Origin of the sequence: Roseovarius sp. E0-M6 (assembly GCF_037083845.1) — a bacterium.
Classification (GTDB): Bacteria; Pseudomonadota; Alphaproteobacteria; order Rhodobacterales; family Rhodobacteraceae; genus Roseovarius.
The window spans coordinates 98,321-123,153 of the sequence record NZ_JBAPLA010000004.1 but is presented as its reverse complement, the minus strand read 5'-3'; the positions used below and the strand labels follow the sequence as shown (position 1 = coordinate 123,153).

The 24,833-nt window shown below is 64.8% G+C and carries 30 protein-coding genes; 19 read left to right on the top strand and 11 right to left on the bottom strand.

Annotated features, from left to right (window positions below):
* Nucleotides 1-4 precede the first annotated feature (4 nt).
* Both V8359_RS12165 and V8359_RS12160 read left to right on the top strand, forming a co-directional pair.
* On the top strand, nucleotides 5-619 hold the full coding sequence (locus V8359_RS12165) for a class I SAM-dependent methyltransferase (protein WP_336429185.1): 615 nt from the start codon (nucleotides 5-7) through the stop codon (nucleotides 617-619).
* A gap of 531 nt (nucleotides 620-1,150) precedes the next feature.
* On the top strand, nucleotides 1,151-1,987 hold the full coding sequence (locus V8359_RS12160) for a DUF3883 domain-containing protein (RefSeq protein WP_336429184.1): 837 nt from the start codon (nucleotides 1,151-1,153) through the stop codon (nucleotides 1,985-1,987).
* An 87-nt stretch (nucleotides 1,988-2,074) separates the two neighbouring features.
* Here the strand turns inward: V8359_RS12160 and V8359_RS12155 are convergent, their stop codons facing one another.
* The 9 genes from V8359_RS12155 to V8359_RS12115 form a co-directional block, all read right to left on the bottom strand.
* On the bottom strand, nucleotides 2,075-2,737 hold the full coding sequence (locus V8359_RS12155; RefSeq protein WP_336429182.1) for a hypothetical protein: 663 nt from the start codon (nucleotides 2,735-2,737) through the stop codon (nucleotides 2,075-2,077).
* Between the two features lie 127 nt (nucleotides 2,738-2,864).
* Nucleotides 2,865-3,248 carry a hypothetical protein gene (locus V8359_RS12150; RefSeq protein ID WP_336429181.1) on the bottom strand — a complete coding sequence of 128 codons (384 nt, stop codon included), beginning with the start codon at nucleotides 3,246-3,248 and terminating at the stop codon, nucleotides 2,865-2,867.
* Nucleotides 3,248-4,573, bottom strand: a complete 1,326-nt coding sequence (locus tag V8359_RS12145; RefSeq protein ID WP_336429180.1) for a recombinase family protein — start codon at nucleotides 4,571-4,573, stop codon at nucleotides 3,248-3,250. Before V8359_RS12145 ends, V8359_RS12150 begins: the two co-directional genes overlap by 1 nt.
* Nucleotides 4,570-5,067 carry a DUF2924 domain-containing protein gene (locus tag V8359_RS12140; RefSeq protein WP_336429179.1) on the bottom strand — a complete coding sequence of 166 codons (498 nt, stop codon included), beginning with the start codon at nucleotides 5,065-5,067 and terminating at the stop codon, nucleotides 4,570-4,572. The genes V8359_RS12145 and V8359_RS12140 overlap by 4 nt, the downstream gene beginning before the upstream one ends.
* Nucleotides 5,064-5,282 (bottom strand): hypothetical protein, encoded by a 219-nt coding sequence (locus V8359_RS12135; protein WP_336429178.1) that lies wholly within the window; start codon nucleotides 5,280-5,282, stop codon nucleotides 5,064-5,066. The genes V8359_RS12140 and V8359_RS12135 overlap by 4 nt, the downstream gene beginning before the upstream one ends.
* Before the next feature lie 242 nt (nucleotides 5,283-5,524).
* Entirely contained in the window at nucleotides 5,525-8,143 is a 2,619-nt protein-coding gene (locus tag V8359_RS12130; protein WP_336429177.1) for a S8 family peptidase, read from the bottom strand.
* A gap of 3 nt (nucleotides 8,144-8,146) precedes the next feature.
* Nucleotides 8,147-9,181, bottom strand: coding sequence for an AAA family ATPase (locus V8359_RS12125; RefSeq protein ID WP_336429176.1), 1,035 nt, complete (start codon nucleotides 9,179-9,181; stop codon nucleotides 8,147-8,149).
* Entirely contained in the window at nucleotides 9,129-9,320 is a 192-nt protein-coding gene (locus V8359_RS12120; protein ID WP_336429175.1) for a hypothetical protein, read from the bottom strand. Before V8359_RS12120 ends, V8359_RS12125 begins: the two co-directional genes overlap by 53 nt.
* A 107-nt stretch (nucleotides 9,321-9,427) precedes the next feature.
* Nucleotides 9,428-10,105, bottom strand: a complete 678-nt coding sequence (locus tag V8359_RS12115; RefSeq protein WP_336429173.1) for a LexA family transcriptional regulator — start codon at nucleotides 10,103-10,105, stop codon at nucleotides 9,428-9,430.
* A 109-nt stretch (nucleotides 10,106-10,214) separates the two neighbouring features.
* Here V8359_RS12115 and V8359_RS12110 point away from each other — a divergent pair, with 109 nt between their 5' ends.
* From V8359_RS12110 to V8359_RS12030, 17 genes are all read left to right on the top strand, one after another.
* A complete protein-coding gene (locus tag V8359_RS12110; RefSeq protein ID WP_336429172.1) occupies nucleotides 10,215-10,898 on the top strand; it encodes a hypothetical protein in 684 nt (227 codons plus the stop codon).
* A 211-nt stretch (nucleotides 10,899-11,109) separates the two neighbouring features.
* Nucleotides 11,110-11,322: a helix-turn-helix transcriptional regulator gene (locus V8359_RS12105; protein WP_336429171.1), complete on the top strand. Its 213-nt coding sequence runs from the start codon at nucleotides 11,110-11,112 to the stop codon at nucleotides 11,320-11,322.
* Nucleotides 11,322-11,684, top strand: coding sequence for a hypothetical protein (locus V8359_RS12100; protein WP_336429170.1), 363 nt, complete (start codon nucleotides 11,322-11,324; stop codon nucleotides 11,682-11,684). Before V8359_RS12105 ends, V8359_RS12100 begins: the two co-directional genes overlap by 1 nt.
* A gap of 28 nt (nucleotides 11,685-11,712) precedes the next feature.
* Entirely contained in the window at nucleotides 11,713-12,201 is a 489-nt protein-coding gene (locus tag V8359_RS12095; protein ID WP_336429169.1) for a hypothetical protein, read from the top strand.
* Complete coding sequence (locus V8359_RS12090) at nucleotides 12,198-13,076, top strand: ATP-binding protein (RefSeq protein ID WP_336429168.1); 879 nt, start codon at nucleotides 12,198-12,200, stop codon at nucleotides 13,074-13,076. Before V8359_RS12095 ends, V8359_RS12090 begins: the two co-directional genes overlap by 4 nt.
* A gap of 13 nt (nucleotides 13,077-13,089) precedes the next feature.
* The gene (locus tag V8359_RS12085) at nucleotides 13,090-13,683 is read left to right on the top strand and encodes a hypothetical protein (RefSeq protein ID WP_336429167.1); all 594 of its coding nucleotides are present in this window, start codon (nucleotides 13,090-13,092) and stop codon (nucleotides 13,681-13,683) included.
* A 10-nt stretch (nucleotides 13,684-13,693) separates the two neighbouring features.
* Nucleotides 13,694-15,361, top strand: a complete 1,668-nt coding sequence (locus V8359_RS12080) for a DEAD/DEAH box helicase (protein ID WP_336429166.1) — start codon at nucleotides 13,694-13,696, stop codon at nucleotides 15,359-15,361.
* Nucleotides 15,358-15,786, top strand: a complete 429-nt coding sequence (locus V8359_RS12075; protein ID WP_336429165.1) for a DUF6511 domain-containing protein — start codon at nucleotides 15,358-15,360, stop codon at nucleotides 15,784-15,786. The genes V8359_RS12080 and V8359_RS12075 overlap by 4 nt, the downstream gene beginning before the upstream one ends.
* On the top strand, nucleotides 15,786-16,553 hold the full coding sequence (locus tag V8359_RS12070) for a PD-(D/E)XK nuclease family protein (protein WP_336429164.1): 768 nt from the start codon (nucleotides 15,786-15,788) through the stop codon (nucleotides 16,551-16,553). Before V8359_RS12075 ends, V8359_RS12070 begins: the two co-directional genes overlap by 1 nt.
* Nucleotides 16,550-18,847 (top strand): AAA family ATPase, encoded by a 2,298-nt coding sequence (locus V8359_RS12065; RefSeq protein WP_336429163.1) that lies wholly within the window; start codon nucleotides 16,550-16,552, stop codon nucleotides 18,845-18,847. The genes V8359_RS12070 and V8359_RS12065 overlap by 4 nt, the downstream gene beginning before the upstream one ends.
* 384 nt (nucleotides 18,848-19,231) lie before the next feature.
* Nucleotides 19,232-19,768, top strand: a complete 537-nt coding sequence (locus tag V8359_RS12060) for a crossover junction endodeoxyribonuclease RuvC (protein WP_442970368.1) — start codon at nucleotides 19,232-19,234, stop codon at nucleotides 19,766-19,768.
* The gene (locus V8359_RS12055; protein ID WP_336429162.1) at nucleotides 19,765-19,962 is read left to right on the top strand and encodes a hypothetical protein; all 198 of its coding nucleotides are present in this window, start codon (nucleotides 19,765-19,767) and stop codon (nucleotides 19,960-19,962) included. Before V8359_RS12060 ends, V8359_RS12055 begins: the two co-directional genes overlap by 4 nt.
* A complete protein-coding gene (locus V8359_RS12050; protein WP_336429161.1) occupies nucleotides 19,959-20,387 on the top strand; it encodes a DUF6362 family protein in 429 nt (142 codons plus the stop codon). The genes V8359_RS12055 and V8359_RS12050 overlap by 4 nt, the downstream gene beginning before the upstream one ends.
* A gap of 453 nt (nucleotides 20,388-20,840) precedes the next feature.
* Entirely contained in the window at nucleotides 20,841-22,160 is a 1,320-nt protein-coding gene (locus tag V8359_RS12045) for a site-specific DNA-methyltransferase (protein ID WP_336429160.1), read from the top strand.
* Entirely contained in the window at nucleotides 22,160-23,155 is a 996-nt protein-coding gene (locus V8359_RS12040) for a DNA cytosine methyltransferase (protein WP_336429159.1), read from the top strand. The genes V8359_RS12045 and V8359_RS12040 overlap by 1 nt, the downstream gene beginning before the upstream one ends.
* The gene (locus V8359_RS12035; protein ID WP_336429158.1) at nucleotides 23,152-23,361 is read left to right on the top strand and encodes a DUF7220 family protein; all 210 of its coding nucleotides are present in this window, start codon (nucleotides 23,152-23,154) and stop codon (nucleotides 23,359-23,361) included. Before V8359_RS12040 ends, V8359_RS12035 begins: the two co-directional genes overlap by 4 nt.
* A 57-nt stretch (nucleotides 23,362-23,418) precedes the next feature.
* Nucleotides 23,419-23,859, top strand: a complete 441-nt coding sequence (locus V8359_RS12030) for a hypothetical protein (RefSeq protein ID WP_336429156.1) — start codon at nucleotides 23,419-23,421, stop codon at nucleotides 23,857-23,859.
* Between the two features lie 20 nt (nucleotides 23,860-23,879).
* Here V8359_RS12030 and V8359_RS12025 read toward each other — a convergent pair whose 3' ends face one another.
* Nucleotides 23,880-24,467 carry a DUF3489 domain-containing protein gene (locus tag V8359_RS12025; protein WP_336429155.1) on the bottom strand — a complete coding sequence of 196 codons (588 nt, stop codon included), beginning with the start codon at nucleotides 24,465-24,467 and terminating at the stop codon, nucleotides 23,880-23,882.
* A 94-nt stretch (nucleotides 24,468-24,561) separates the two neighbouring features.
* Complete coding sequence (locus V8359_RS12020) at nucleotides 24,562-24,831, bottom strand: hypothetical protein (protein WP_336429153.1); 270 nt, start codon at nucleotides 24,829-24,831, stop codon at nucleotides 24,562-24,564.
* Between the last annotated feature and the right edge of the window lie 2 nt (nucleotides 24,832-24,833).

Sequence of the window (24,833 nt, the reverse complement as noted above, 5' to 3'; positions counted from 1 at the left end):
ACCGATGAGATGCTACGACAGATACATCCTCCCTCGCCTGACGCATCTGGCCATGGGTCAGGACCAACTCCTTCCATACCGTCGCCGGGCCGTCTCCTCGGCAAAAGGCCGTGTTCTGGAAATCGGGATTGGCTCTGGCTTGAACCTCGGCCTTTACCAGAATGGAGTGCGCCACGTCATAGGCATCGATCCCTCGCCCGAGCTCATCAGGTTCGCCGAAGAAGCAGCCCTTCGAGCTGCACGTGAAACGGAGCTGGTTCAAGGTCGGGCTGAGGAACTGCCGCTTAAAACGTCAAGCGTCGATTGCGTAATTGCCACTTGGACGCTTTGCAGCGTCTCTGATCCCAGACAGGCACTTTCGGAGATCCGACGCGTTCTGAAGCCAGACGGCATCTTCAGCTTCGTCGAGCACGGACTTGCTCCGGAGCCTGGTGTTCAGCGGTGGCAGAAATGGCTGACGCCCGTTTGGCGTCGTTGCGCTGGGAACTGTCATCTTGATCGGCCGACTACGGCACTTGTCGAAGAGGGTGGCTTTCGGCTCCACGATCTCACGACAGGCTACGCGACCGGCCCGAAACCAATGGTCTTCATGTATGAAGGTTGCGCGCGGCGTGCCTGAGTGCCGCTCTTTCCTCGCGGCATACCGATGCGCGAATTCTCTCGTCTTTGCCGGCGGATCAAAGGGCGGCTAAGTAGATTAATTTATGCAAAACAGGGGCTTAAGAAGTAGAGAACGTCCGATCCCAGTCCCGTTCCCTCCGCCACTATCACCCTTTCGAACCAGTTCAGGCCGCGCGCCTGCGGCGGATTTTCTCCTGTTTTCAAAGGGGTTTGCCGGATGGGTGCGAACCGCTGAGACGCGGGCGTGGTGCGATTTCCGTCTCTGAATGGCCTTTCGTCTCTGGTCGGGCGAACCGCGCCGATTTCGGTTCGGTCGAAGATTTCCTCGTCTTTCCAATGGCCTGACTCGCAAGCCCGCCAAAACTGCGCGCCTTGTTTCCATCGCTATCGACCGAAACGGAGACCCAACAAGCAGGAGGCGCAGGCCGTAGGGCTGGAACAGGCGAGCGCGTAGCGGAGAGTTTCAATCGGCGGCGGGTTTGTCGAAGCCATTGATGACAAACGCACATCGCGCCTCTAGCCTGGCGGCATGGCGAGTGGCCCCTGGACCGATGAAGAAAACGACCTAATCGTCGCGGATTACTTCGCGATGCTGGCTGACGACATCGCCGGGCGCCGCTACAGCAAGGCCGAGCATCGCCGGGCGCTCCTGCCGCTTCTGAACGAACGGTCTGAGGGATCGGTCGAGTTTAAGCACCAGAACATCAGCGCGGTGCTGAAGGGGCTCGGCGAGGACTGGATCCTGGGCTACAAGCCAGCCTTCAATTTCCAGATGACGCTGGTCGACGCGGTGGCGCGATGGCTGGACCTGCATCCGGATTGGCTCGGCCGGTTGCCAGGAACGCTCCCTGCGACCGGCATGCGCGAGGCGGCGCAGATCTGGATCGGTCCTCCGCCCACGCTCTCCAACCAGCCTCCGCCGCAAGAGCTGGACCAGATGTTGCACATCGCGAGGAAGTTCGACGTGGCGGGCCGGGACGAGCGCAATCGCGCCCTTGGCCGCGCGGGTGAGGAGCGCGTCCTGGCGCACGAGCATGCTACTCTGAAGGCCGCGGGGCGCGATGACCTCGCGCGAAAGGTCCGCTGGGTCTCAGAAGAAGACGGCGATGGCGCGGGCTATGACATCGCCAGCTATGCGCCGGACGGCCGGCCACGGCTGATCGAGGTGAAGACGACGAACGGCTGGGAGCGCACGCCTTTCCACATCACACGGAACGAGCTTGCCGTTGCCGACGAACGGCGCACGGACTGGTGCCTGTTCCGGATGTGGAATTTCTCGCGCGAGCCGCGGGCGTTCGAGCTGCACCCGCCGCTCGATGCGCATGTCTCGCTGACCCCGACGTCGTTTCAGGCCAGCTTCAATTAAACAGTCTCGTAGAACGCTGCCGAGGTTTGATCGCCTCGTAAAGGTGAGCCCGACCATTCAAAGGATTCTTGTTGAACCGTCACGGGCCTATTCTTCAGGGCTCCTTATCCAGCCACCCTTGATTGGTTCGTCAAAAGCCTCAGGAATGCGCTCCTTTATCTCTGAAATCAGAGGAACGAGGGCCTTCCAAGCTTCAGCCGCCAGTCGGTTCACCTCGTTGATCTCGGATTGATGGTGTTGCGCAACATTCATCTCGTCGAATTGGTTTGCGGGGATTACCGACTGTAACGTGACGCTGCCGAACCTCTCCGGAGAAGAGTGCATGCCGAAATAATCCACGAATGCTTTGAGGCGATCAGCGAAGTCAAGATACTTCTTCTGTACCTTTTTGTCCTGAAAGTGGGCGATACCTAGCTCTGTCTCGCTGACAAGGAATGATGCCTCAGTCAGAAATCGTGGGTGGATCCCGCGATGATAATCGTGGTCCTTCAGAAGCTCCCGGAAGTTCCATGTGCCATAAGCAAAAATTTCCCGACCGAACCGAATGTCATTGGGCGTGGACGCTCGATAGATAACCTCCTCACTCAGTTTGAACTCAGAGAAAGCCCAGACGACGAAAGCAACGCCAAAACCGAAGAACGGCTCAGGTTCAAATTGCCACGTACTACTTGGCCATAAGAACCACAGCAGCATCGCCATGGCCGCCAGGCCAAAGCCGATCCGAGCGAGGGTTTGATAGTATCTGTTCATGAATCGAGAAATGCTTCCGGGTGTCCGATTGCTGCGAGACCTATCATGGCCTGCGATGCGACGGTAGGCGGCAACCTGGCGGCAGAAAAGGACTTTTACTTTGAAGGATCGACTCGGGCGCTCTCTATCAATCGAACACCCGCGCCGGCTGCTCGTCCCATGGTAGGGACACGACGAAGCACAGGTCGTAGAGGCTGATCGCGCAGGGCTCGCGGCGCACGACCAGCCGCTCAAGGACGTCCGGCGACAGCCATGCGAGGCGCAGGAGGCGGCTGACGTAGCGGTCGGAGAGGCCTTCCTCGGCGGCGAGATCGGCGATGGTCGTGATCTCGCCGCGCTCCATCCGCCGCCGCCACGCCCATGCCCGGCCGATGGCGCGCAGCACGCGGGGATCCTGTCCCCGAGGGGCCTCCGTCGTCTCGATGTCCCGCGGCGGCAGGATGCGCGGCCGCCCGCCGCGCTTGCGGACCATGAGCGGGATGTGGACGCGGATGGTGTCGTTCGCGGGCATCAGGCGGCGTCCTCCCGCGCGGGCGTCATGAGGCTCGCGAGCGCGCCGAGTCCGTCATGGCGCAGGTCGATGTCGAGCCCGTCCTCGCCCACCGTCACGCGCGCCACCAGCAGCTGGACGACCCGGGCCTGCTCGGCCGGGATCAGCGCCTGCCAGAGGTCGTCGAACTGCGTGAGCGCCGCAGTCACGGTGCCCTCGTCGAGGTCGGGCCGCTCCTTCTTCAGCGCCCGCGCGGTGCGCGCGATGATTTCCGGCGTGCGCAGTAGCCGCCGGATTTCGCCGATGACGGCTTCCTCCACCATGGCCGCGGGGAGCCGCTGGGGCCCGCGCAGCTCGGCCGTCGGGCGCTTCTGGATCACGTCCATCGAGACGTAGTAGCAGTACCGCCTGTTGCCCTTCTTCGTGTGGTGCGGGGTCATCGCGGCGCCGGTCTCGGTGAAGATCAGGCCGCGCAGCAGCGCCGGTTCGGTGCTCCGTGTGCGTCCGGCGCGCTGGTTCCGGTTGCCGGCCAGCACAGCATGGGCCGCGCCCCACAACTCTGCATCGACGATCGGCTCGTGCATGCCGGGATAGGTCTCGCCCTTGTGGGTGATCTCGCCGCGGTAGATGCGGCTGTGCAGCAGCTTATAGAGCGCCCCGCGGTCGATGGGCCGGCCGCGCTTGGACCGGATGCCGCGGGCGTTCAGCTCCCGGATCACCGCTGCGGTGGAGTCGGAGCGCGCGAAGAGCTCGAACATGGTCCGGACCTGCGCAGCCTCGGCCTCGTTCACGATCAGCTTCCGGTCGACAACGTCGTAGCCGAGCGGGACATAGCCGCCCATCCACATGCCCTTCTTCTTCGAGGCGGCGACCTTGTCGCGGATCCGCTCGCCGATCACCTCGCGCTCGAACTGGGCGAAACTGAGCAGAATGTTCAGCGTCAGCCTGCCCATGGACGTGGTCGTGTTGAAGGACTGCGTGACGGAGACGAAGGTCACGCCGTGGCGATCGAAAATCTCGACCAGCTTCGAGAAATCCATCAGCGCGCGGCTGAGGCGGTCGATCTTGTAGACCACGACCACGTCGATCAGCCCGTCCTCGACATCGGCGATCAACTGCTTGAGCGCGGGGCGGTCCAGCGTGCCGCCGGAGAATCCGCCGTCGTCGTAACGCTCACGCAGGCAGGCCCAGCCCTCGGCGCGCTGACTGGCGACGTAGGCCTCGCAGGCCTCGCGCTGCGCGTCGAGGCTGTTGAATTCCATGTCGAGCCCTTCTTCGCTCGACTTGCGGGTGTAGATAGCGCAGCGCAGGCGACGCGCCGGTTCTGGCCGGGTCTTTCTGGTCATCGGGCGCCTCCAGTCTGGTCGATTCCGAAGAAGCGCCAGCCATTCCAGTGCGCCCCGGTGATCGCGCGGACCGCGGCCGAGAGCGACTTGAAGCGCCGCCCCTGCCATTCGAAGCCGTCCGCAAGAACGGTGACCATGTGCTCCTCGCCGCCCCACTCGCGGACCAGCTTCGTGCCGGGCGCCGGCTTGCGCGGGTCCGCCACCATCCCGCCCAGCTTGCCGCTCATGACCTCGTCGGCCAGCGCATCGAGCGTTCGGCGCGTCTCGCGGCGCAGCCCGCCATGGGCCAGTTCCTGGATGCGGCAACCGAGCCGAAGCTCGAGACTGCCGCGGCTGGCGTTCGGCGCACGCTCCCCGAAGATGGCCTGCCACTTTTCCTGCAGCTCGGGCACCGTCATGGTCTTGAGCCCCGCCAGTTCGGCCAGGACGTCGATCCCCGCCGCCTGGCATTTGGGCGCGGCGTTTGCGCCTGATTTCCTTGGGTTTTTCCTCATGTGTCGTCTCCAACTCGGTTTCGAACCTGTCTCCGACGACGGCGTCTTAGGGTGAGGATGTCCAGCGAACTGTCTCCGTCGAGCGGAGAATTCTCGTTCGTTTTCGGTGCGTTGGTGCGCGCGATGGCGCCGGCGAGGATGGCGGCCAGCTCCGCCAGCCGTTCACCGGTGGTGAGCGTCTCGGCGGGCGGCGCGAAGGTGCTGTTGTCGTGCATGGGAAGCGAACGTCCTGAGGTGGTTTGCTCCGTATTCGCCGTTCACGTGGAGGGATTTCAACTTGAAACAGCCAGTTGTCGTGGCAGGTGGTAGCCGAGCGCACCATATAGGGTTTGGCCGTCAACACAGCTGGAGCAGCGCAAATCCTCTTAATTTCCGGCCGACCAATTGCAAAACTGAAAGTAGCGGAAGCCGAACTGGCCGATTCGCCACGTAAAATGTGTTCGGCCAGAACTCCGCGCTACCGAGTTGGTACTGCCACCTGCTGACGGAGACGTTCTCTAATCCGCTGGTACACTGCGACTGGCACATCAACGCCCACCTCGAGTGTCACAGCTACAGCATATGGAATCGGCACATCCAAATCCCCGGCGGGCGGCTTGCAGGATAAATTCAAGACGATACTTCCGCCATCCACGAAAGGCTTTGCATCTTCTCCCGCCCAGCGCCGATGAAACACGGTCCCACGTCCAAAGGAATTGTGAGAGGGCTGGTCTTTTGCATTGCCCACCCCAAGCGATAGGCCTTTGTCGCTGCCATGATTGATTTCCAGCTTGGCCATTCGATACATCCGATGAGCAGCATTAAGTGGCGAAAGCCAGGCGGCAGTCGCTGTCACTGCACGAAATCCACCAAGATTCTCGAGTTCTGCTGGAATCGGGATCCGAAACTCGTCCGTTTCCTTAGCGTGTATCGTATTCCACCCAATCAGTGTTGCCCTATTTTCCGCGCAATCAATAACACGTTCAATGTCTACAAGCCCAAATCCAAGCAGCCGGGCTGCGTCATCGCGCCGATGCTCCCAGTAGCTCGTCCCGTTTTCCTTGGAGATTTCTTCTATTTTTTCAGCAACTTCCGCATCCCATCTCGCTGCGTGGACCAGTAATGCCTTGAGTACGACTGCATGGAATGAAGGCTCCACTGTGGGATGTGGCGGTTCTGCCGGGAGTTCTTCCAATGCTTTCAAGATGCGCAACGCACCGTGTGTCGCCAACGCAGTTGCAACACTGGTGCCGCTAAAATTCAACTTCTTTGCAGTCTCACCCGCAGGGCCTGGGGCGGCTGCCCCGATCCCAAAAAAGCGCCCCGGTTGTCGTACGGGTATTACTGATATCGGTGCAGTATTCCTATTTGTTCGAACGTGCTCGCGTCCGCCCGGCAGTAAGAGCTCAGGCTTTACACCCCTCATGTAGCCGAGTCCCTGCGCTGAGCTTGGGTTTGGAAGGCAGGGGTTAGCATACGGATCGACAGCCATCGTGCCGGCGCCGTTAGGGGCGATCTCGTCGTAGTGCGCCGCACCGATCGTTAGGCTATTGAGCCCTTCCGAGGGGGCGAGAAGGCGGCGATGTGCGCGGTTTTGCAGGATCGCCTTCAAGAGAGTCGTTTCCCGCTCTGCAGGTTCTGCATCCTCGAAGTCCGACCAGGCCGCAACTTCTGCAAGCGGTACTGGGTCAGGGATATTACCGGCACTCACCAGAATGAGAACACCATGTTGCCAGGCAAGGTAATCAATCAATCTTGCCCAAGGACTCAAAACACCCGCGAATCGACGTTTCAAATCTCCCAACGACATATTCACGACCCGCACTGTGGGTGCCGTGGGCTCTTCGTCGCCTTCGCCTTCAAACATACGGATAAACGCGCGCCAGATCAGGTCGATCGCCAGCTTGTCCGGGGGCATTCGTTCTTCGAACGCGTCAAAACCAACCTGCTGCGGGTACATCACCGGACGCACATAGAGCCGACGCGTAACCGGGCCGGTTGGCGCTGTGCTGTTCAAATCGCCGTGCAGGATCAGCGAGGCCATACTCGTACCATGTACCTGCTGAGCTGCTTGCCCGTACTGCGCAGCGAAGTCATCAGGATCATCTATTTCGAGCCGACCGGCAAGCTTCTGGTGTTGAGCCATCGGCATGCCGTCAAGGAGAGCAGCAACTGGCGCTGCCAGTTCTTCCTCTTCATCAGGTTCAGTATCGCTGGCTTCTTCCAGGTCGGGACCATGAGGGTCTGCGACGAGGGATTGAGGCCTCAGTACCATCACTTCGTCGAATGCGGCGAGGCCAATATCTGGATTGTCCAGAATGTCTTGCACGAATTCCGGGAGAACTTCGACTAGCGCCGCGTCATAACGTATTTCCGGGATCGTCGCGCGATCGAGTAGTTGGCCCCCAGCATCCCCAATTACTGCTGCAAGGCGCTGATGCGCCCGATCACGGAGGGCGGCGGTCGCACGGTACCAGAATTCCACCTCAAAACGGACCGGATCATCAGGTAACTCGCGGAGACGTTCCAGCCACTCCTGCTTGGCATCTTCCGTCACCCTGTCCTGGGGCCCCCACGGCCGAATATCAGACAGATGCGCGAAGACTCTTTTCCATTCCGTATGAGGCCGGGCAATTTCCTCACCGTTCTGGTAACGGTTCCATAGGCTCACCAGCTCTCGCAACGCGGCCGCGTCAGGCAAAGTAAAATATAGACGGCGTGGAACGGGTTTATCTACGCGGCGGTTGCCATCTTTATCGGTTGTCGCGAAGTCGTCGTCTGGTTCGAATTCATCTTCGTCTTCGCCCAAGAGTTCGAGTCCGCTGACCTGTCTAAGCGCGCGATGAAAGTCAACCTTGCTGCTGGCAATTTCAAAAACAAGAGCCCGCTCGGGTGCAATGGCCGCAGGATCTTGCCTTAACTCTGAAAGTCGCTGTGCATCTGGAAGGGCTTGCGAAAGCCGGTCAAATTTTGGGCCGAGGCGTTCAGCTTGCCGCCCTGCTGAAGGCGCAACAACTTTTTCAGGAACCGGCCTAGCGGACCCTTTCGGCGTTTTGCGGTTGGGTCGCATCAATCCCAAAAGAGGACGTTCAGCCATGGATTACCTCGCGCTCTCTTCTTGCCCCATGGGTTTCGCACGATCTTCCCACGCCTTAATCTGATCCGCAAAGATGGTTTTCAGAGGGGTCTCCAGCATGGAGAGTACTTCCCGACGCCTAACATCAAGAATGAACTCCTCGGCCTCTGCATAGCTAATCGGGCCAAGACGTTTCGCCAATGTCGCAGGCGCGATACCCGGCTTACCGTCAAAATTCTGGATATGCCGATCAAAAAAGACTGCCAGCTCTTTCTCAGTCGGAGCCGGCAAAGGCAAACGGAGTTGGAATCGGCGCCAAACGGCTCGGTCGAGCAGTTCCGCATGGTTGGAGGCCGCAATGATTACCGCGTAACTTGGGAGCTCATCGACATGCATAAGGAGTGACGACACCACTCGCTTAATTTCTCCTGTTTCATGGGTGTCTCCACGTTCTTTCCCTACGGCGTCGAATTCATCGAAAAAGACCACGCAGGGCGTTGTGCGTACATAGTCAAAAACGCGTTTCAGCCGGTTCGCAGTTTCGCCCAGGTAGCTGCCAATCAACGCCTCATATCGAATGACAAAGAATGGAACGGCGAGAGCTTCTGCAATCGCTTCCGCAAGAGATGTCTTGCCATTGCCGGGAGGACCGACCAGCATGATCCGGTGGCGAGGGTCCAGACCATGAGATCGCAGCAAACTTGCTCGCTGTTGCTCTTCGATCAGTTGGTCAACCGTCTTTCGTGTCTGGTCAGCTAGGACCATGTCACTGAGCTGATGCCTTGGAGTCAGCTCGGCGAGAAATTCGCGGCCGCGGATTCCAGTGTCATGAGCCATTTGATTCATAGCGCGTGTACCGTTCCCGTTGGTGTGCAGGGCGCGGGTGAGGCGCTCTGCAAGTACCCGATGCTGCTTTCCTTTCTCATCAGCAATTATGCCCTCAACAGCGGTTCGGACGGCGTTTTTATCGCCGCTGACGCTCGCCTTTACGAGGGAGAGGAGAAGATCACTTCGCGCCATCTGCACCGGTTCCGTTTTTTGTTCTTTTAAGTCTTTCAATCAGTGCTTCAACGATCCAGTGGTTTCGCGAGACAGGCACTTCTGCGTTGCCCACGCACGAGTCGATTTCCTTCAGGATCCGTTCTGGCACCCGGACTGTCACCGGAACACGACCGTTATCGTCTTGTTGATCGCTCATTGCTTGACGCCATTGTGATGTCACACTGGAGTCATAGCTAGTCGCGGCTCCTGCGTCGACCTGATATTTTGTAACTAGTATCGTCCGTGCACCTCAAAGCAGTCACCTCAGATTTCCCGCGCGAACCATCGGATACGGCCGACGATGTGGATCTCGTCGGCCGTTCGCTCGTAGGGGCTGTAGAACCCGTTGTCCGAGATGACGCGCACCGCGGGCGGGTCGCTGTTCGGGATGTGTTCGAGCCGCTTGGCCACCAGTCCCACGCCATCGTCCAGTACGAAGATCCCCGGCGGGTTCGGCGCGCGCCGCGCCATGTCCACCAGCACCGCGTCACCGTCGAGCAGCGTCGGTGCCATGCTGTCGCCCTCCACATGCATGATGCGCAGCTGCGAGGGGCTTGCCCGCAGGCTGTGCCGGATCCAGGAGCGGCGGAAATGGTAGGCGCGGTCGGCCGTGTCCTCGTGCTCCTCGACCACGGCGCCGCCTCCCATCGACGGCCGCGGGCTCGCATGTGCGATCGAGACGAACGCCTCGTCGGGGCTCTCGATGAAGGGAGACGTGCCCTCGACCTCGCCGATCCCGTGGATCAGCCAGTCGCGGTCCACCTTCAGCACGCGGGCGACGCCGCCGAGCTTCTCCATGCCGGGACGTGTCGAACGACCGCGGAGGATGTCGTAGACGAAGGAGCGATTCACGCCGGCCATCTCGGCGACGTGGGCGGGGCTGATGCCGAGCTGCTGGGCCCGGGCCCGGAGGCGATCGGCAAGCGTGTGGTGCTCTGCCATGTTTTCTCCAAGAGATTGTGGATGAAATAGGATAAGACAGGATTGATCGGAGGTCGTCAAGCGGATAGGAACAGAAGGTAAACACGTAGTGCGGGAATCGGAGGGGCGGGTGCATATCGAGAAGCTGTATTTCACGCTCCCCGAGGTGATCGAGCGCTGGCGGATCTCCGAGACGGACCTCGTCTACCTCGCGGAGAACGACAAGCTGCGATTGTCGGTGCGCGTGTTTCACGCAGCCGTGGAGTTCGGCGACTTCGAGGAAGGCGCGGATGGCGAGCGCTTCCGTGTCCCCTGGGAACGGAAACCCTTCAGCGGGCTGCTCGATCTGCATGCCTGCGACGTGTTTCAGCTGTTCCGCTGCGGCGAACTTCACGTGAGCGAGTTTCGCACTCCGCGGGCGGACTATGCCGCGCTCTATGGTGAGGCCGAGCCGATCTTCGTGCTGATCGGCGATCTGCTGCTAAGGCGCGACGAACGCGACCGTTTCGAGCGCCAGTCCGGCTTCTCTCCCGGCGGCTCGGCGATGGAGGCGAGCACCTTCATCGCGTCAGCCGATTACCAAGATGTGCGCTGCAACGGGTGCCGCTTCCGGCTCGGCCCGATCCAGGCGCAGGTCGTCCGCGCCCTGCATGAGGCCGCGCAGCGGGGCGAGCCGTGGCAGAGCGGCAAGGCCATCCTGTCCTCGGCCGGCTCGAAGAGCCTGCGAATGGCCGACGTCTTCAAGTCGCAGAAGAACTGGCGCGAGCTGATCCGCTCCGACCGCCGAGGCGGCTACCGTCTCAACGTCGACTGAGTCGCATGCGATCCCCCTAAACGCGGTCTCGGAACGCGTCCGGTGTGGGATCGGCTGGGGGATGGAGGGGGATGACGATCCCCCGGCGCGCCGTCCAACCCGCTCCTGCAAGGCCGAAACGATCCCCCTCCACATCCCCCTGCGATCCTGACGACATCCCATAGCGGGATTTCGCATTCTCTCTCCGAAGCACATGCAAACGGAGAGAGCCATGCAGCAGAAGCATTGTCTGAACCAGAAGGAACTCGCGCGGCGCTGGACCATCTCGCACCGCACGCTGGAGCGGTGGCGGTGGGCGGGTGAAGGCCCCGCCTACATGAAGATTGGCGGCCGGGTCGTCTATCGGCTCGAGGACATTGTCGCCTTCGAGCGCGGCCAGCTTCAGGACACCGTGGACACCCAGCCGCGCGCCGGGGCGGCCTGATGGGACGCCTGTCGCCCGTCACCGAGGCCGAGGTAGTACCATTGCACGGTGCGGCCGGACCGGGGCTCGACGAGGTCGGCCTTTCGGCCTGGATCGCGCAGGCCGAGCCCGGCGAGGCGCTGGTCTATCACCGCGGCTTTCTCGCCGTCGATGCGATGGCCGTCATCTCCAGGCTGCCTGCGGACCGGCAACGGACGCTCCAGCAGGTTGCCGCCGCCGCCCGGCGCGCGGCCGATCAGAACCTCGTCCATCTGGTGCAATCCCGGCTCGGTCCCGACGCCTTCGCTTACATCGCCGTCGCCCGCCCCAAGCCCGGCCCGCCGGGCGCCGCGCTCTCGATGCGCCTGCTCGAGGCGGCCTGATCCCCATCCCCCCATTCCGGAGACCCAAATGCCCTATCCCGAGAACACGCCCACGCCCGATGACCTGCCGGGCCTCAGCCCGCAGGAGATCGCCGGGCTGCCCGTCGAGCTGCTGGCCGTCCTCCAGCGCGAGATCGAAGAGCGCCTGAAGCGCGACAAGGCCGCGAAGACCCGGCTCGATGCCGCGCTGACCGTCCGCTACGCCACGCGCGCCGCCGAAGAGCGGCAGGCACAGGCCAAGGATACCGGCACGGTCCGGTTCGACGACGGCGATTTCACCGTGGTTGCCGACCTGCCGAAGCGCGTTGAGTGGGACCAGTCCCGGCTGGCCTCCATGGTCGAGCGAATCCGCGCCGCGGAGGACGACCCCAGCCAGTATGTCGACATCGCCTTCAAGGTGCCCGAGCGCAAATACGCAGCCTGGCCCGACGCGATCCGGCAGGGTTTCGAGCCTGCGCGGACCGTAAAGACCGGCGCGCTCAAGGTCGAGATCCAGCCACAGGGAGGCGACGCATGAGCCTCCCCATCATCAGCGCCGACGAGCGGCTGGCCGAGATGCGCGGGGTCAAGGCCGCCATCTTTGGGGCGAGCGGCCGCGGCAAGACCACGCTGCTGCGAACCCTGAACAGCACGACCACGCTGTTCTACGACCTCGAGGCCGGCGATCTCGCCATCGAGGGGCTGGCGGTCGACACGATCCGCCCGCGGACATGGAAGGAATGCCGCGACTTCGCGGTGTTCATCGGCGGCCCCAACCCGGCGCTGCGCAAGGACCAGCCCTACAGCGAGGACCACTACGAGGCGGTCTGCGCGAAGTATGGCGACCCGGGCGTGCTCGAGAAATACGACACGATCTTCGTCGACTCGATCACCGTGGCGGGGCGGCTCTGCTTTCAATGGTGCAAGGGCCAGCCCGAGGCGATGTCGGAGAAGACCGGCAAGCCGGACGTGCGCGGCGCCTACGGCCTGCACGGCCGTGAGATGATCGCCTGGCTCACGCATCTGCAGCACACGCGGGCGAAGAACGTGATCTTCGTCGGGATCCTCGACGAGAAGCTCGACGATTTCAATCGCAAGATCTTCCTCCCGCAGATCGACGGATCGAAGACCGGGCTCGAGCTGCCCGGCATCGTCGACGAGGTGCTGACGCTGACCTCGCTGCCCGACGACAAGGGTGTGCCGCAGCGCGTCTTCGTCTGCCACACGCAGAACCAGTGGGGCTACCCGGCCAAGGACCGCTCCGGGCGGCTCGAACTGCTGGAGCCCCCGCATCTCGGTCGGCTCATCGAGAAGATCCGCCAGCCGCTGCCGATCGATGCGCGCCCGCTCGTGACCGACGCGCCGCGCATGCCGGCGCCGGCCGCCACCCCTCAAGACCATCCCTCCAACTGAAAGGACCCATGCCATGACCGGTCTCTGGAACGATTTCAACGACGCGCAGTCCAACGCCAACCTGATCCCCAAGGGCACGCTCGCGAAGGTGCGGCTGACCATCCGCCCCGGCGGCTTCGACGACCCGTCGCAGGGCTGGACCGGCGGCTATGCCACCCGCGGGACCACCGGCTCGGTGTATCTCAACGGCGAGTTCACGGTGCTCGAGGGGCCCCATGCCCGGCGCAAGATCTTCACGCTGATCGGGCTCTACAGCCCCAAGGGCCCGGACTGGGCCAACATGGGCCGCAGCCTGGTCCGCGGCATGCTGAACTCGGCGCGCGGGATTTCCGACAAGGACACCTCGCCGGAGGCGCAGGCGGCGCGGCGGATCAACGGTTTTGCCGACCTCGACGGGCTCGAGTTCGTGGCCCGCATCGACATCGGCACCGACGCGATGGGCGAGGACAAGAACGAGATCCGCGCAGCGGTGACGCCCGATCATCGCGACTACACGCAGGTCGCGGGCGCAGCGCCAACCCGTGGGCACCAGCCGCCCGGGCAGCCCGCGCCGGCCCAACAGCCCGCAGCGCCGGCGGCGCCCGGCCGCCCCGCTTGGGCGCAGTAAGGGGCGAGCGATGCGCCTCCGTCCACGCCAGAAACTCTTCGTGGAGCGCAGCCTCGCTGCGCTCTCGAAGCACGGCAACACGCTCGGCGTCGCCCCGACCGGCGCCGGCAAGACGATCATGCTCTCCGCCGTCACCGGCAACCTGGTCGCGGACACCGGGGCCACGGCCTGCGTTCTCGCCCATCGCGACGAGCTGACCAGCCAGAACCGGGCGAAGTTCGCCCGGGTCAATCCGGAAGTGACCACCTCCGTCGTCGATGCCGGATCGAAGTCCTGGGGTGGCCAGGTCACCTTCGCCATGGCGCCGACGCTGTCCCGGGCGGGAACCCTGCAGGCGATGCCGAGGCTCGATCTGCTGGTGATCGACGAGGCACATCACGCGGTGGCCGACAGCTACCGGCGCATCGTCGACCGGGTGCGCGACGCCAATCCAGACGCCCACGTCTTCGGCGTGACGGCCACGCCGAACCGGGGGGACCGGAAAGGACTGCGTCAGATCTTCGACAATGTCGGCGACCAGGTGACGCTCGGGGAGCTGATCGCCTCGGGCCACCTGGTGCCGCCCCGCACCTTCATCGTGGATGTCGGCGTGCAGGAACAACTCCGCTCCGTCCGCAAGACGGCCGCCGACTATGACATGGGCGCCGTGGCGGAGATCATGGATCGTGCGCCCGTCACCGACGAAGTGATCCGTCACTGGCGCGACAAGGCGGGCGAACGCCAGACGGTGGTCTTCTGCTCGACCGTCGCTCACGCGGAAAATGTCGCGGCGGCTTTCAACGAGGGCAGCATCCCGGCCGGCGTCATCCATGGCGATCTCGGCTCCGAGACGCGCCGCCGGATCCTCGCGGCCTATGCCTCCGGGGACATTCGGGTCGTCGTCAACGTCGCGGTGCTGACCGAAGGCTGGGACCACCCGCCCACCTCTTGCGTGGTGCTTCTGCGGCCGAGCTCCTGCAAGTCCACCATGATCCAGATGGTCGGACGCGGGCTGCGCACGATCGATCCGGCCGAGCATCCGGGCGTCGTCAAGACCGATTGCATCGTGCTGGATTTCGGGATCTCGAGCCTGACGCACGGCACGCTCGAGCAGGATGTCGATCTCGACGGGCGCGATCCGACGCCGGGCGACGCCCCGACGAAGACCTGCCCGAAATGCGAGGTCGAGATCCCGCTCGCGTCGCGCCAATGCCCGATCTGCGGATACGAGTTCCTGAGCGACGGGCCGCAGCCGCTCGACAGCGTCATTCTGACGGAGATCGACCTGCTCGAGCGCTCCAGTTTCGCGTGGGAGGATCTCTTCGGCGACGATGCCGCGCTGATGGCGAGCGGGTTCAACGCCTGGGGCGGCGTGTTCTTCCTCGAGGGGCGCTGGCACGCCGTGGGCGGCGCCAAGGGCGAGGCGACGCGTCTCCTCGGCGTGGGAGAGCGCACGATCTGCCTCGCGCAGGCCGATGACTGGCTGAACGAGCACGAGACCGACGAGAGCGCCTTCAAGTCGAAGCGCTGGCTCAACCAGACGCCGACCGAAAAGCAGCTGCAATACCTACCAGCCGCGCAACGCCGGGACTACGGGCTCACCCGCTACCGCGCCTCGGCGCTGATCACCTTCCAGTTCAACCGCCGCGATATCCGGCGGCTGGTGATGGCGGCCGAGCCCGAGCGGAGGGCCGCGTGAGCCATGTCGCGCAAATCCCATCCCCGCCCGCAGAGGCTGCGGATCGACCGGGCCGTGATCGCCTCTGGCATCCGCGGCCGGTGCTCTGCGCCATCTGCACCGCGCGCACCCGAGGCTTCGGCTGGTTCGATCCCCACCGGCCGCGGCCCCACCGCACACGCCACTGGTTCTGCTCCATGGGCTGCCAGGCGGCCTTCACCCGCAAAGCGAAGAGAGGACTGAGCATGGTCGATTTCACCGAGGAGGAAACCCAGGCGCTTCCCGCCGTCATGCGCGCGCTCGCCCCCGAAATGGAACGGATCGGCTGGGACCGTCCGCTGGGCCAGCTGACGCAGAACGACATGCACCGGCTGATCGTCACCACCGTCGAGGCGTTCCGAATTGAGATGGCCGAGATCGCCAGCCACTCGGAGATCCCGTTCTGATGCTGGACTACAATCATCGACCCGGCATCGCCGAGCGCATCAACGCGGCCGTGGACGCGGCACTCGAGGCCGAACGGGCTGCCACGCCGCTGCGGGACTACCTCGGTGGCTCCCGGCTGGGCCACCCCTGCGAACGCGCGCTGCAGTTCGAGTTCGCGGGCGCGCCCAAGGACGAAGGCCAGGACTTTCCGGGCCGCGTGCTCCGGATCTTCGCCATCGGGCACGAACTGGAAGAACTCGCCATCCGCTGGCTGCGAGCGGCGGGGCTAGACCTCTACACGCGCAAGGGCAACCGCACCGATGGCGCGCAGTTCGGCTTCTCGGTCGCGGGCGGGCGCATCCGCGGTCATGTCGACGGGATCGTCGCCGACGCCCCGGCAGCGCTCGGTCTGCGCACCCCCGCGCTCTGGGAGTGCAAGACCATGAACGCGAAGAACTGGCGGACCTGCGTGAAGGACGGCGTCACGGTCTCGAAGCCCGTCTATGCCGCGCAGATCGCGCTCTACCAGGCCTACATGGAGGCGACGGTGCCCGGCATTTCGGCAGCACCTGCGCTCTTCACCGCGATCAACAAGGACACGGCCGAGCTGCACCACGAGCTCGTGCCCTTCGACGCCGATCTCGCGCAGCGCATGTCCGACCGTGGCGTACGGATCCTGCGAGCCACCGATGCGGGCGATCTGCTCCCGCGCATCGCGGCCAACCGCGACTTCTTCGAATGCCGCTTCTGCCCGTGGGCAGAGCGCTGCTGGAGCTTGCCGGCATGAGCGACGACAAGATCGTCCACTTCAACCCGTGGCGGGATTTCAACGACGCGGCGCCGCTCGATGACCCGTTTTCAGTCGAGCCCGATCCCGCCCAGATCGCGAGCTTCGTCGATGTCGTCTTCGGCTATTCCGAGGGCCTGATCCCTGTGCGCGGCTTCGTCGACAAGGGACAGGGCAAGGACGGGCGCCCGCACAACATCTGGATCGACGCGGACGCCACGGCGCCCGAGAAACTCGCCACCTTCGCGGGCTGGGCCGCGCGCGAGGGCGCGGCGGTCTACGTCATCCCCGGCACGGTCGAAGCGACGGGACAGGCGCGCGCCGCGGACGTGCAGCAGATGCAGAGCCTCGTGGTCGATCTGGACTCGGGCGACATCCCGGCCAAGCTCGATCACCTCGTCCACCACCTTGGCCGACCGACGCTGATCGTCGAGAGCGGCGGGCGCACGCCGGAGGGCGCCACCAAGCTGCATGTCTGGTGGAAGCTGACCGAGCCTGCCGAAGGCGCGGCGCTCGCGCAGCTCTGCCAGCTGAGGGGCGAGATCGCGCTCAAGGTCGGGGGCGACACCCATTTCCGCTCCGCCCACCAGCCGATCCGGGTGCCCGGCACGGTCTATCACAAGGGCGGACTCACGCGGCTGGTGCAGATCCGCGAGGCGTCCGAGGTCGAGGTCGATCTGACCGAGACGGCGGAGCGCGTCGCCGACATGCCGCCCATGCCCGGCATCGGTATGGCCACGGCCGAGCCGCGCGAGAGGCCCGCCATCGACGAGGTGCTGGTGACCCCGGTGCGCGAGGGCGGCACGGATGACTGGTCCCGCTTCGAGGGCGCCTCCGCCGCCATCGGGCATTTCATCCGCATGGTTCACGAAGGCCGGATGTCGAAGAACGCGGGCTGGGAGGCGATCTGCGGCTACAACGCCGCGATGCTGCGGCCCACCTGGCCGCTCGACCGGCTGAGGCGCGAGTCCGATCGTCTCTGGGAGCTTCACATAAAGCGGCACGGGCCGCCGCTCGTGCGCCTCGACAGCCCGGCGCTGGCGCCAACCGACCTGCCGACCTTCACGCTGGGCGCGCTGCTCGACGACACCAGCCCAATGCCAGACGATATCATCGGACCGCGTGTGCTGACCCCGGGCGGAATGCTCGTGCTGGGCGGCGCGCCCAAGGTCGGCAAAAGCGACCTGCTGATCTGCTGGCTCGTGCATATGGCCGCCGGGCAGCCCTTCCTCGGCTTCACCCCGCCACGGCCGCTGCGGATCTTCTACCTGCAGGCCGAGATCCAGTATCACTACCTGCGCGAGCGCCTGCAGCAGATCGGCCTGCCGCCAGAGCTGATCGCCGCCGCGCGCGACAACCTGATCGTCACGCCGAAGCTGCGCATGCTGCTCGATGCCGAGGGCAGCGCGCGCGTGGCCGAGGCGATCAGGGCCGCGTTCCCCGACGCACCGCTCGACATCCTCTGTATCGACCCGATCCGGAACCTCTTCGATGGCGGGCCAGACGGCGGTGGCGAGAACGACAACGCGGCGATGATGTTCTTCCTGAAGGACCGGGTCGAGGTGCTGCGCGACCACGTTAACCCGGATTGCGGCGTGATCCTCGTCCACCACACCAAGAAGCTCTCGAAGCACCAGGTGAAGGAGGATCCGTTCCTCGCCCTCTCGGGCGCGAGCGCGCTCCGAGGCTTCTACACCACCGGCCTGATCCTGCACCGGCCCGAGGAGGACTCGACCCAGAGGCGGTTGGAAATCGAGCTGCGGAATGGCCCGGCACTGCCGGCGAAGCTTGTCGACAAGCTGGATGGCGAATGGGTCGAGATCAATCCGATGAACGAGAGGCTGGTGCGTGCGGAGGTCGGTGCGAAGCACGATGCCGAGCGGATGCGCAAGAACGACGTCGTCCTCGGTCTGCTCTACGACGAAGCACAGCGCGGCAAGCTCTACACCATGGCGCAGTTCGCGGAGGCCTTCGAGAACACTGCAGGGCTCGGCGGGCGGAGCATCACCCACGACCGGCTCAGCGTGCTCGCGACCAAGGGCAAGGTGAAGTTCGTCCGCGGCGCTGCCGCCACCGGCATCGGACTCGCCACGGAGCGGAGCAAGTACGGCTACCTCTGCGTCGAGGGCATGGTGCTCGGGACCGGCGGCGAAACCGTCGATCCCGCGACCGGTGAGGTTACGCCCGAGCTGATCCCGGTCCTGCCCAGCCACTACAAATGCCCCCAGACCGGCGCGGTGCTCCCCGTCGAGAACCCCTCCGTCTGGGTCTACCAGGAGGAGGACGAGGCATGATCCGAACATCCGCTCACTTCCGGAATCTGGTCCAGAATCCGCAGAATCTGCATGTCCTAAAAATTCTGGAATCTGGCTTTTATCAAGCGAAGTCAGTGCCTTGGAAAGCCCTGTCCAGAATCCTGAAGGTCCTTTCTGGATTCTGTTCCGGAATCTGGAATTTCGATTTCAGATCAATGCTTTGGAGCAGATTCCAGATTCCGCCCAGGTCCCCCCTAGAGGGGAAGGTGGCCTCCCCGCTCAGCGCGGGAGGCACACCACCTTCCCCGGGGCCTGCGCTCGGCGCCCGAGCCATCCCGATCCGACGACGGCGGCCCGCACCGCCAAGCACGAAAGCCGCCGTCGTCTTCCACCCGAGCAGCCAACCAGAAAAGGAGACCACCCATGGCTGACCTGACTCTCGCCACCGCGATGCAGGAGGCAATCCCCGATCTGCCGCCTGCCTTCCGCGCCGACCGCACATTGCTTGCGCTCGATCTGGGCACCACAACGGGCTGGGCGCTGCACGGCGCCGACGGGCTCATCACCAGCGGCACCGTGTCCTTCCGCCCCGGCCGCTTCGACGGTGGCGGCATGCGCTTCCTGCGGTTCACCAACTGGATGGGCGAACTGGACCGGCTGTCCGGGCCCATCGCCGCCATCTGGTTCGAGGAAGTCCGCCGGCATGCCGGCACGGACGCGGCGCACGTCTATGGCGGCCTCATGGCCACGCTCACCGCGTGGGCCGAGCTGCGCGGCGTGCCCTACGAGGGCGTGCCGGTCGGCACAATCAAGCGCTTCGCCACCGGCAAGGGCAACGCGAACAAGGACGCCATGATCGCCGCTGCCCGGGCGCGCGGGTTCAGCCCGGCCGACGACAACGAGGCCGACGCCATCGCTATCCTGCTCTGGGCGCTGGAGACCAAGGGGGGCGTGCAATGAGGTTTTATCCCAATGGCTACGGCGGCCATCGCCGCGATCCCGAACAGGTCAAGCGCGAGGGCTGGAAGGAACAGGGTGTGCTGGCGGTTTCCCTTGACGACCAGCGCCTGACTTGGCCTGAGCGGGAGCTGGTACGGCAACTCGGCGAGCGTCTCTACGGCGCACGCCCGGTCGATCGGGAGGCGCGGCAATGACGAACTGGACACCCGCCATGATCGAGGAACGTCTGGCCGAGGCGGCCCTCGTCCTGAAGCGCCTGCCGGAGCCGAGACGCCACGGATACTTCAGCACGTGGCCCGAGATCGTCCACAGTTTCGCGGACAAGGTCGGCCAGGAACCGAGGCCCCTGCGCGTGCTGGCCTCGCCGCAGGACATCAGCCGGATGGAGGAGACCCTGACCTGGACCGGCTGCCTCGAGCCCATCGACGGCAAGATCGTCTGGATGAAGGCGCATGGCGAACGCTGGAAGGAGATCTGCTGGTCCGTGGGTCTGCAGCGCTCCGCGGCGCATCTGCACTGGCAATACGGGCTTTGCGTGATCGCGCTGACCCTGAACCGGCAGCGGTTCAATCGCAGCCTGTCGAAGCGCAAGGTGATCGCGCTGGCCGCTGGCGCGTAAGCCCATGGGGGCAATAGGAAAGTGTCCGCCGGACAGTTTTCGCTGAGACAAAAACGGCTCTCCCGGGTTAGAAAACGGATATACTCGGGAGAGGCGCGCGCGGGACAGCCCGCAACGCTGGCTTCCGGGGTCCAGCGCAGGGTCCGGCCGGGGTCCAATCGGCCAACCCCTTGAATCGATGGTTCCTTCCTGGCGACTTTGTATGCTGGCGGGCTTGGCGCGGAATATCGCCAGCGACAGGGCCGATTTTTTGGGGAGCCACCGGAGTCCGGGGTCCACCCGCGACAACATGAAACCCGCTTAAAATCAAACACCTGACCGGCCGCCCGGGGTGGTTACCCCGCGGATGCCGGAGTCCAGCCGGAAGCCAGGGTATCCACCCCGGTGGAGTCCACGCCGCGGGAGTCCAGCGCGGCGAAGGCCACCGCGCGAACAGCATCGACAGGATCACGCATGACCTTGAGCTTCGCCCCGGAGGGGATCGAGACGTGGCCGCTGGCCAAGCTCCAGCCCTACGCGAAAAACGCGAAACAGCACGGGGCGGACCAGGTCGCCAAACTCGCCGCCAGCATGGCCGAGTTCGGCTGGACCGTGCCGTGCCTCGTCGGCGAGGATGGGGATCTGATCGCGGGCCACGGACGGGTGCTGGCGGCTGAGCAACTCGGGCTGACGGAAGCGCCGGTCATCGTGCTCGGCCACCTGACCGAAGCACAGCGCCGGGCCTATCGGATCGCGGACAACCGACTGGCTGAATCGCCATGGAATGAAGAACTGCTGTCGGCAGAGTTGCAGGACCTGCTTGCAGACGACTACGACCTGTCGCTGGTGGGCTTCTCGGATGGCGAGTTGGACAAGCTGCTGGCCTTCGATGCGGATGGGGGCGGTGACGAAGAGGGTGGCGCCGGGGGCTCTGTGCCTCCGGTGACCATCCCCGAGCCGCCGCGCAACCCGGCCTCGCAGACGGGCGATCTGTGGATCCTCTGCGACCATCGCCTCCTCTGCGGCGACAGCACCAGCCATGACGACGTACGCCGCCTGATGAACGGCGAGCGGGCCGTGCTGTTCGCGACCGACCCGCCCTATCTCGTGGACTACGACGGCTCGAACCACCCCACGCGCAACAAGGATTGGAGCCAGAGCTACGGCACCACCTGGGACGACTCGAGCCAGGGAGCCGAGCTTTACGACGGGTTCATCGCCGCCGCCGTCGCTGAGGCCATCACCGACGACGCCGCCTGGTACTGCTGGCACGCCTCGCGCCGCCAGGCGATGCTGGAGGCCTGCTGGGAGAAAGCCGGCGCCTTCGTGCACCAACAGATCATCTGGGTGAAGGACCGGGGCGTCCTGACCCGGTCCCACTACCTCTGGAAGCACGAGCCCTGCTTCATGGGCTGGCGCCGCCCGAACCGCCCGCCCAAGGTCGCCGAGGAAACGCTGCCCTCGACCTGGGAGATGCCGTCCTTCGCGAAGGATGAGCGCCCCGACCATCCGACGCCGAAACCGCTCGACGCCTTCGCCATCCCGATGCGCCAGCACGTTGCCCGCGGCGGGCTCTGCTACGAGCCGTTTTGCGGCTCCGGCTCGCAGATCATGGCAGGCGAGGCCAACAGCCGGCGCGTCTTCGCCATGGAGATCAGCCCGGCTTACGTGGACGTCGCCGTGGAGCGCTGGCAGGCGGAGACCGGCAAGGACGCGATCCTCGACGGCGATGGTCGGGCTTTCGCGGCAGTGAAGGAAGAGCGGCTGGGCAACAAGGCCGATGCAGCCGCCTGATGGCCGTCTACTACAACGATGCCGATCCCGCGGCCTGCGCATGGCTGCGGGAACTGATCGCGGCCGGGCTCCTGCCCGCTGGCGAGGTGGATGGACGCTCCATCCTCGAGGTGGAGCCCGCCGACCTGCGCGGCTTCGCTCAATGTCATTTCTTCGCCGGCATCGGCGGCTGGCCTTATGCGCTGCGACTCGCCGGTGTGACCGAGGATCTGTCCGTCTGGACCGGCTCTCTGCCCTGCCAGCCGTTCAGCCAGGCCGGGCAGCGCAAGGGGCAGGACGATGACCGCCATCTCGCACCCGCTTTCCTGCGGCTCGTCGCCGCCTGCCGACCGGAGTTCGTCTTCGGCGAGCAGGTCGCCAGCGCGGCGGTGCTCGGACGCGTTGGCCGGACGCCTCGCGCGGCAGTTGAGGGCCCGGCTGGCTGGGCGTGGTTCGACGCTCTGGCGGCTGACCTGGAAGCGGCATCTTACGCCGTCGCGGCGGCCGATCTGCCGGCTGCGGGCATCGGCGCGCCGCACATCCGCCAGCGCCTGTTCTTCGGCGCCATCGCCCTTGAGCAGGGCGGGCTGGGCGACAGTCTCGGCGCGGGATCACAAGGACGGATCGGAATGCCGAGCCGTTCCGATCAACGCGTTGCTCGGCAGGCAAGTCTGGCTGGCGGGCTGGCCGACGGCAATGGCGGGCGCGCCCGCGACGGCGAACTACAATGCGGCCGGCAACACCGATGCGAGCCGCAGGACGGTGAAGCTGGTCGACTGGTCGAAGGCGCCGACCCTGTCGGGACCGATGCGCCGGACAGCGTCTGGCGAGATCCGGACTGGCTCCTCTGCCGCGATGACCGCTGGCGGCCCGTTGAGCCCGGAACATTCCCGCTGGCTGATGGGATACCCGGCCGCATGGGGCTCCTGCGGGGCTACGGCAATGCAATCGTGCCGCCGCTCGCGGCGGAGTTCGTGACGGCGTTTCTGGAAAGCGTGCCGGAGGAGCTGGGATGAGGCAGAGCCGCGTCATGTCCATGATCGAAGCCGCGACGAATGTCGTCGTCGGCTATGTGCTGGCCATCGCCACGCAGATCGTCGTGTTCCCGTGGTTTGGGATCGAGACGGGGCTCGCGGAGCACATGACCATCGGACTCGCCTTCATCGGCGTGTCGCTGGCGCGGGGTTACCTGTTGCGGCGGTTGTTCGAGTGGCTTGCTTGACCGGGGGTCCGCCCGATGGTCTACGCCCACCGAAATCGTATCGTTCGGGCAGGTTGAATGAGGGATCAGGACGACATCCGGGATCGGCTGGCAAAGCTCGAGGCGCTTTTTGCCCGAGGCGCGACCGAGGGCGAGCGCGCGGCGGCAGGTGCCGCGCTGGAACGGCTTCAGGCGAGGCTCGATCCCGCAGGATCTCCGCGGGACGAACCGGAGATCGAACTGCAATACTCGCTGCCGGATGTCTGGGCGGTGCGCCTGTTCGTGGCCCTCTGCCGCAAGCACGGCGTCAAACCGTATCGCTATCCTCGCCAGCGCCGTACGACGGTCATGGTGCGGGTTCAGCAGGCCGCGTTCGAGCAGACTATCGCGGCCGAGTTCCAAGCGCTGCACCGCGAACTGACGACCTATTTCGACGAGACGGTAAACCATCTCATCGCCAACGTGATGAAGTCGGACGGCGACGACGAGACCCTCGAGCAGCGCCAGATCGGTCGCTAGGCCTCGTCGCCGCCGCATCGTTATGCGTCGGTGATGCGGTAGGCCCTACCGCGCCCCTCGATTTTCTCGGAGGTGATGGTCAAGCCGAGCTTCTTTTTCAGCGCGCCGGACATGGCGCCCCTAGCCGTGTGAGCTTGCCAGTCGAGAGCCGCAACGATCTCGTCGATGGTCGCGCCGCCCTCGGCGCGGAGCATCTCGATCAGCTTGGCCTGCTTGGTGCCCGTGCGCGGTGTGCGCGCCTTGGGCGTGGCCTCCGGCTCAGTGGGGGTGTCCGGCGCGGGCTCCGCGGCCGGCACCTCGTCGGCCCCCGTGGGGGCGGCGTCAGTGCGCTCCGGCTCGATGCCGATGGCGGCGAGGCCCGCGTCGGTGATGTGCAGGAGGATGGCGCGGCCGTTCTCGTCGTTGCGCCAGATGCGGTTGAGCGCCGCGTCGGCCTTGGTCTGGCTGTCGATCGTCGTCTCTGCGATCAGCCCGCTGGAGAGCAGCGCGCCGACTACCTTGGCGGCGGCGTCGCCGCGCAGGGTGCCGGGCAGCGGCAGGACGTTGCGGTCGTCGCGCTGTGCGGCGGCGCTGAGGATGATCGCTTGCGTGTCGGAAAGCTTGGTCATGGGGTCGTCTCCTTGGTCGGGGCCGCGACCGTCGCGACCCTCCTACGACCCCGAGCCGCGCAGGGCGCGGCGGGAGTTCCGACCATGCCGGATATCAGCGGGCGTGTTCGCCCTCGCCGAAGGCGCTGTCGGTGATGCGCTTCAGCAGGCTGGCGTAGTGGTCAAGGGTGCCGACCATCGCCCAGCCGACTTCGTCGGGGTGGCAATTGAAGTGGTCGTCGCTGAGCGCCTGCAGGCGGGCGAGCATCTCGTCGATTTCGGCCTTCTTGCCGATGAAGGCGTTCAGAGCGGCTTCCCTGTTGCGTCGTGCCTTCTCGGCGCGGAGTTCGTGGCGCGGGGTGGTGATCGGGTTCAGGCGGGTCATGG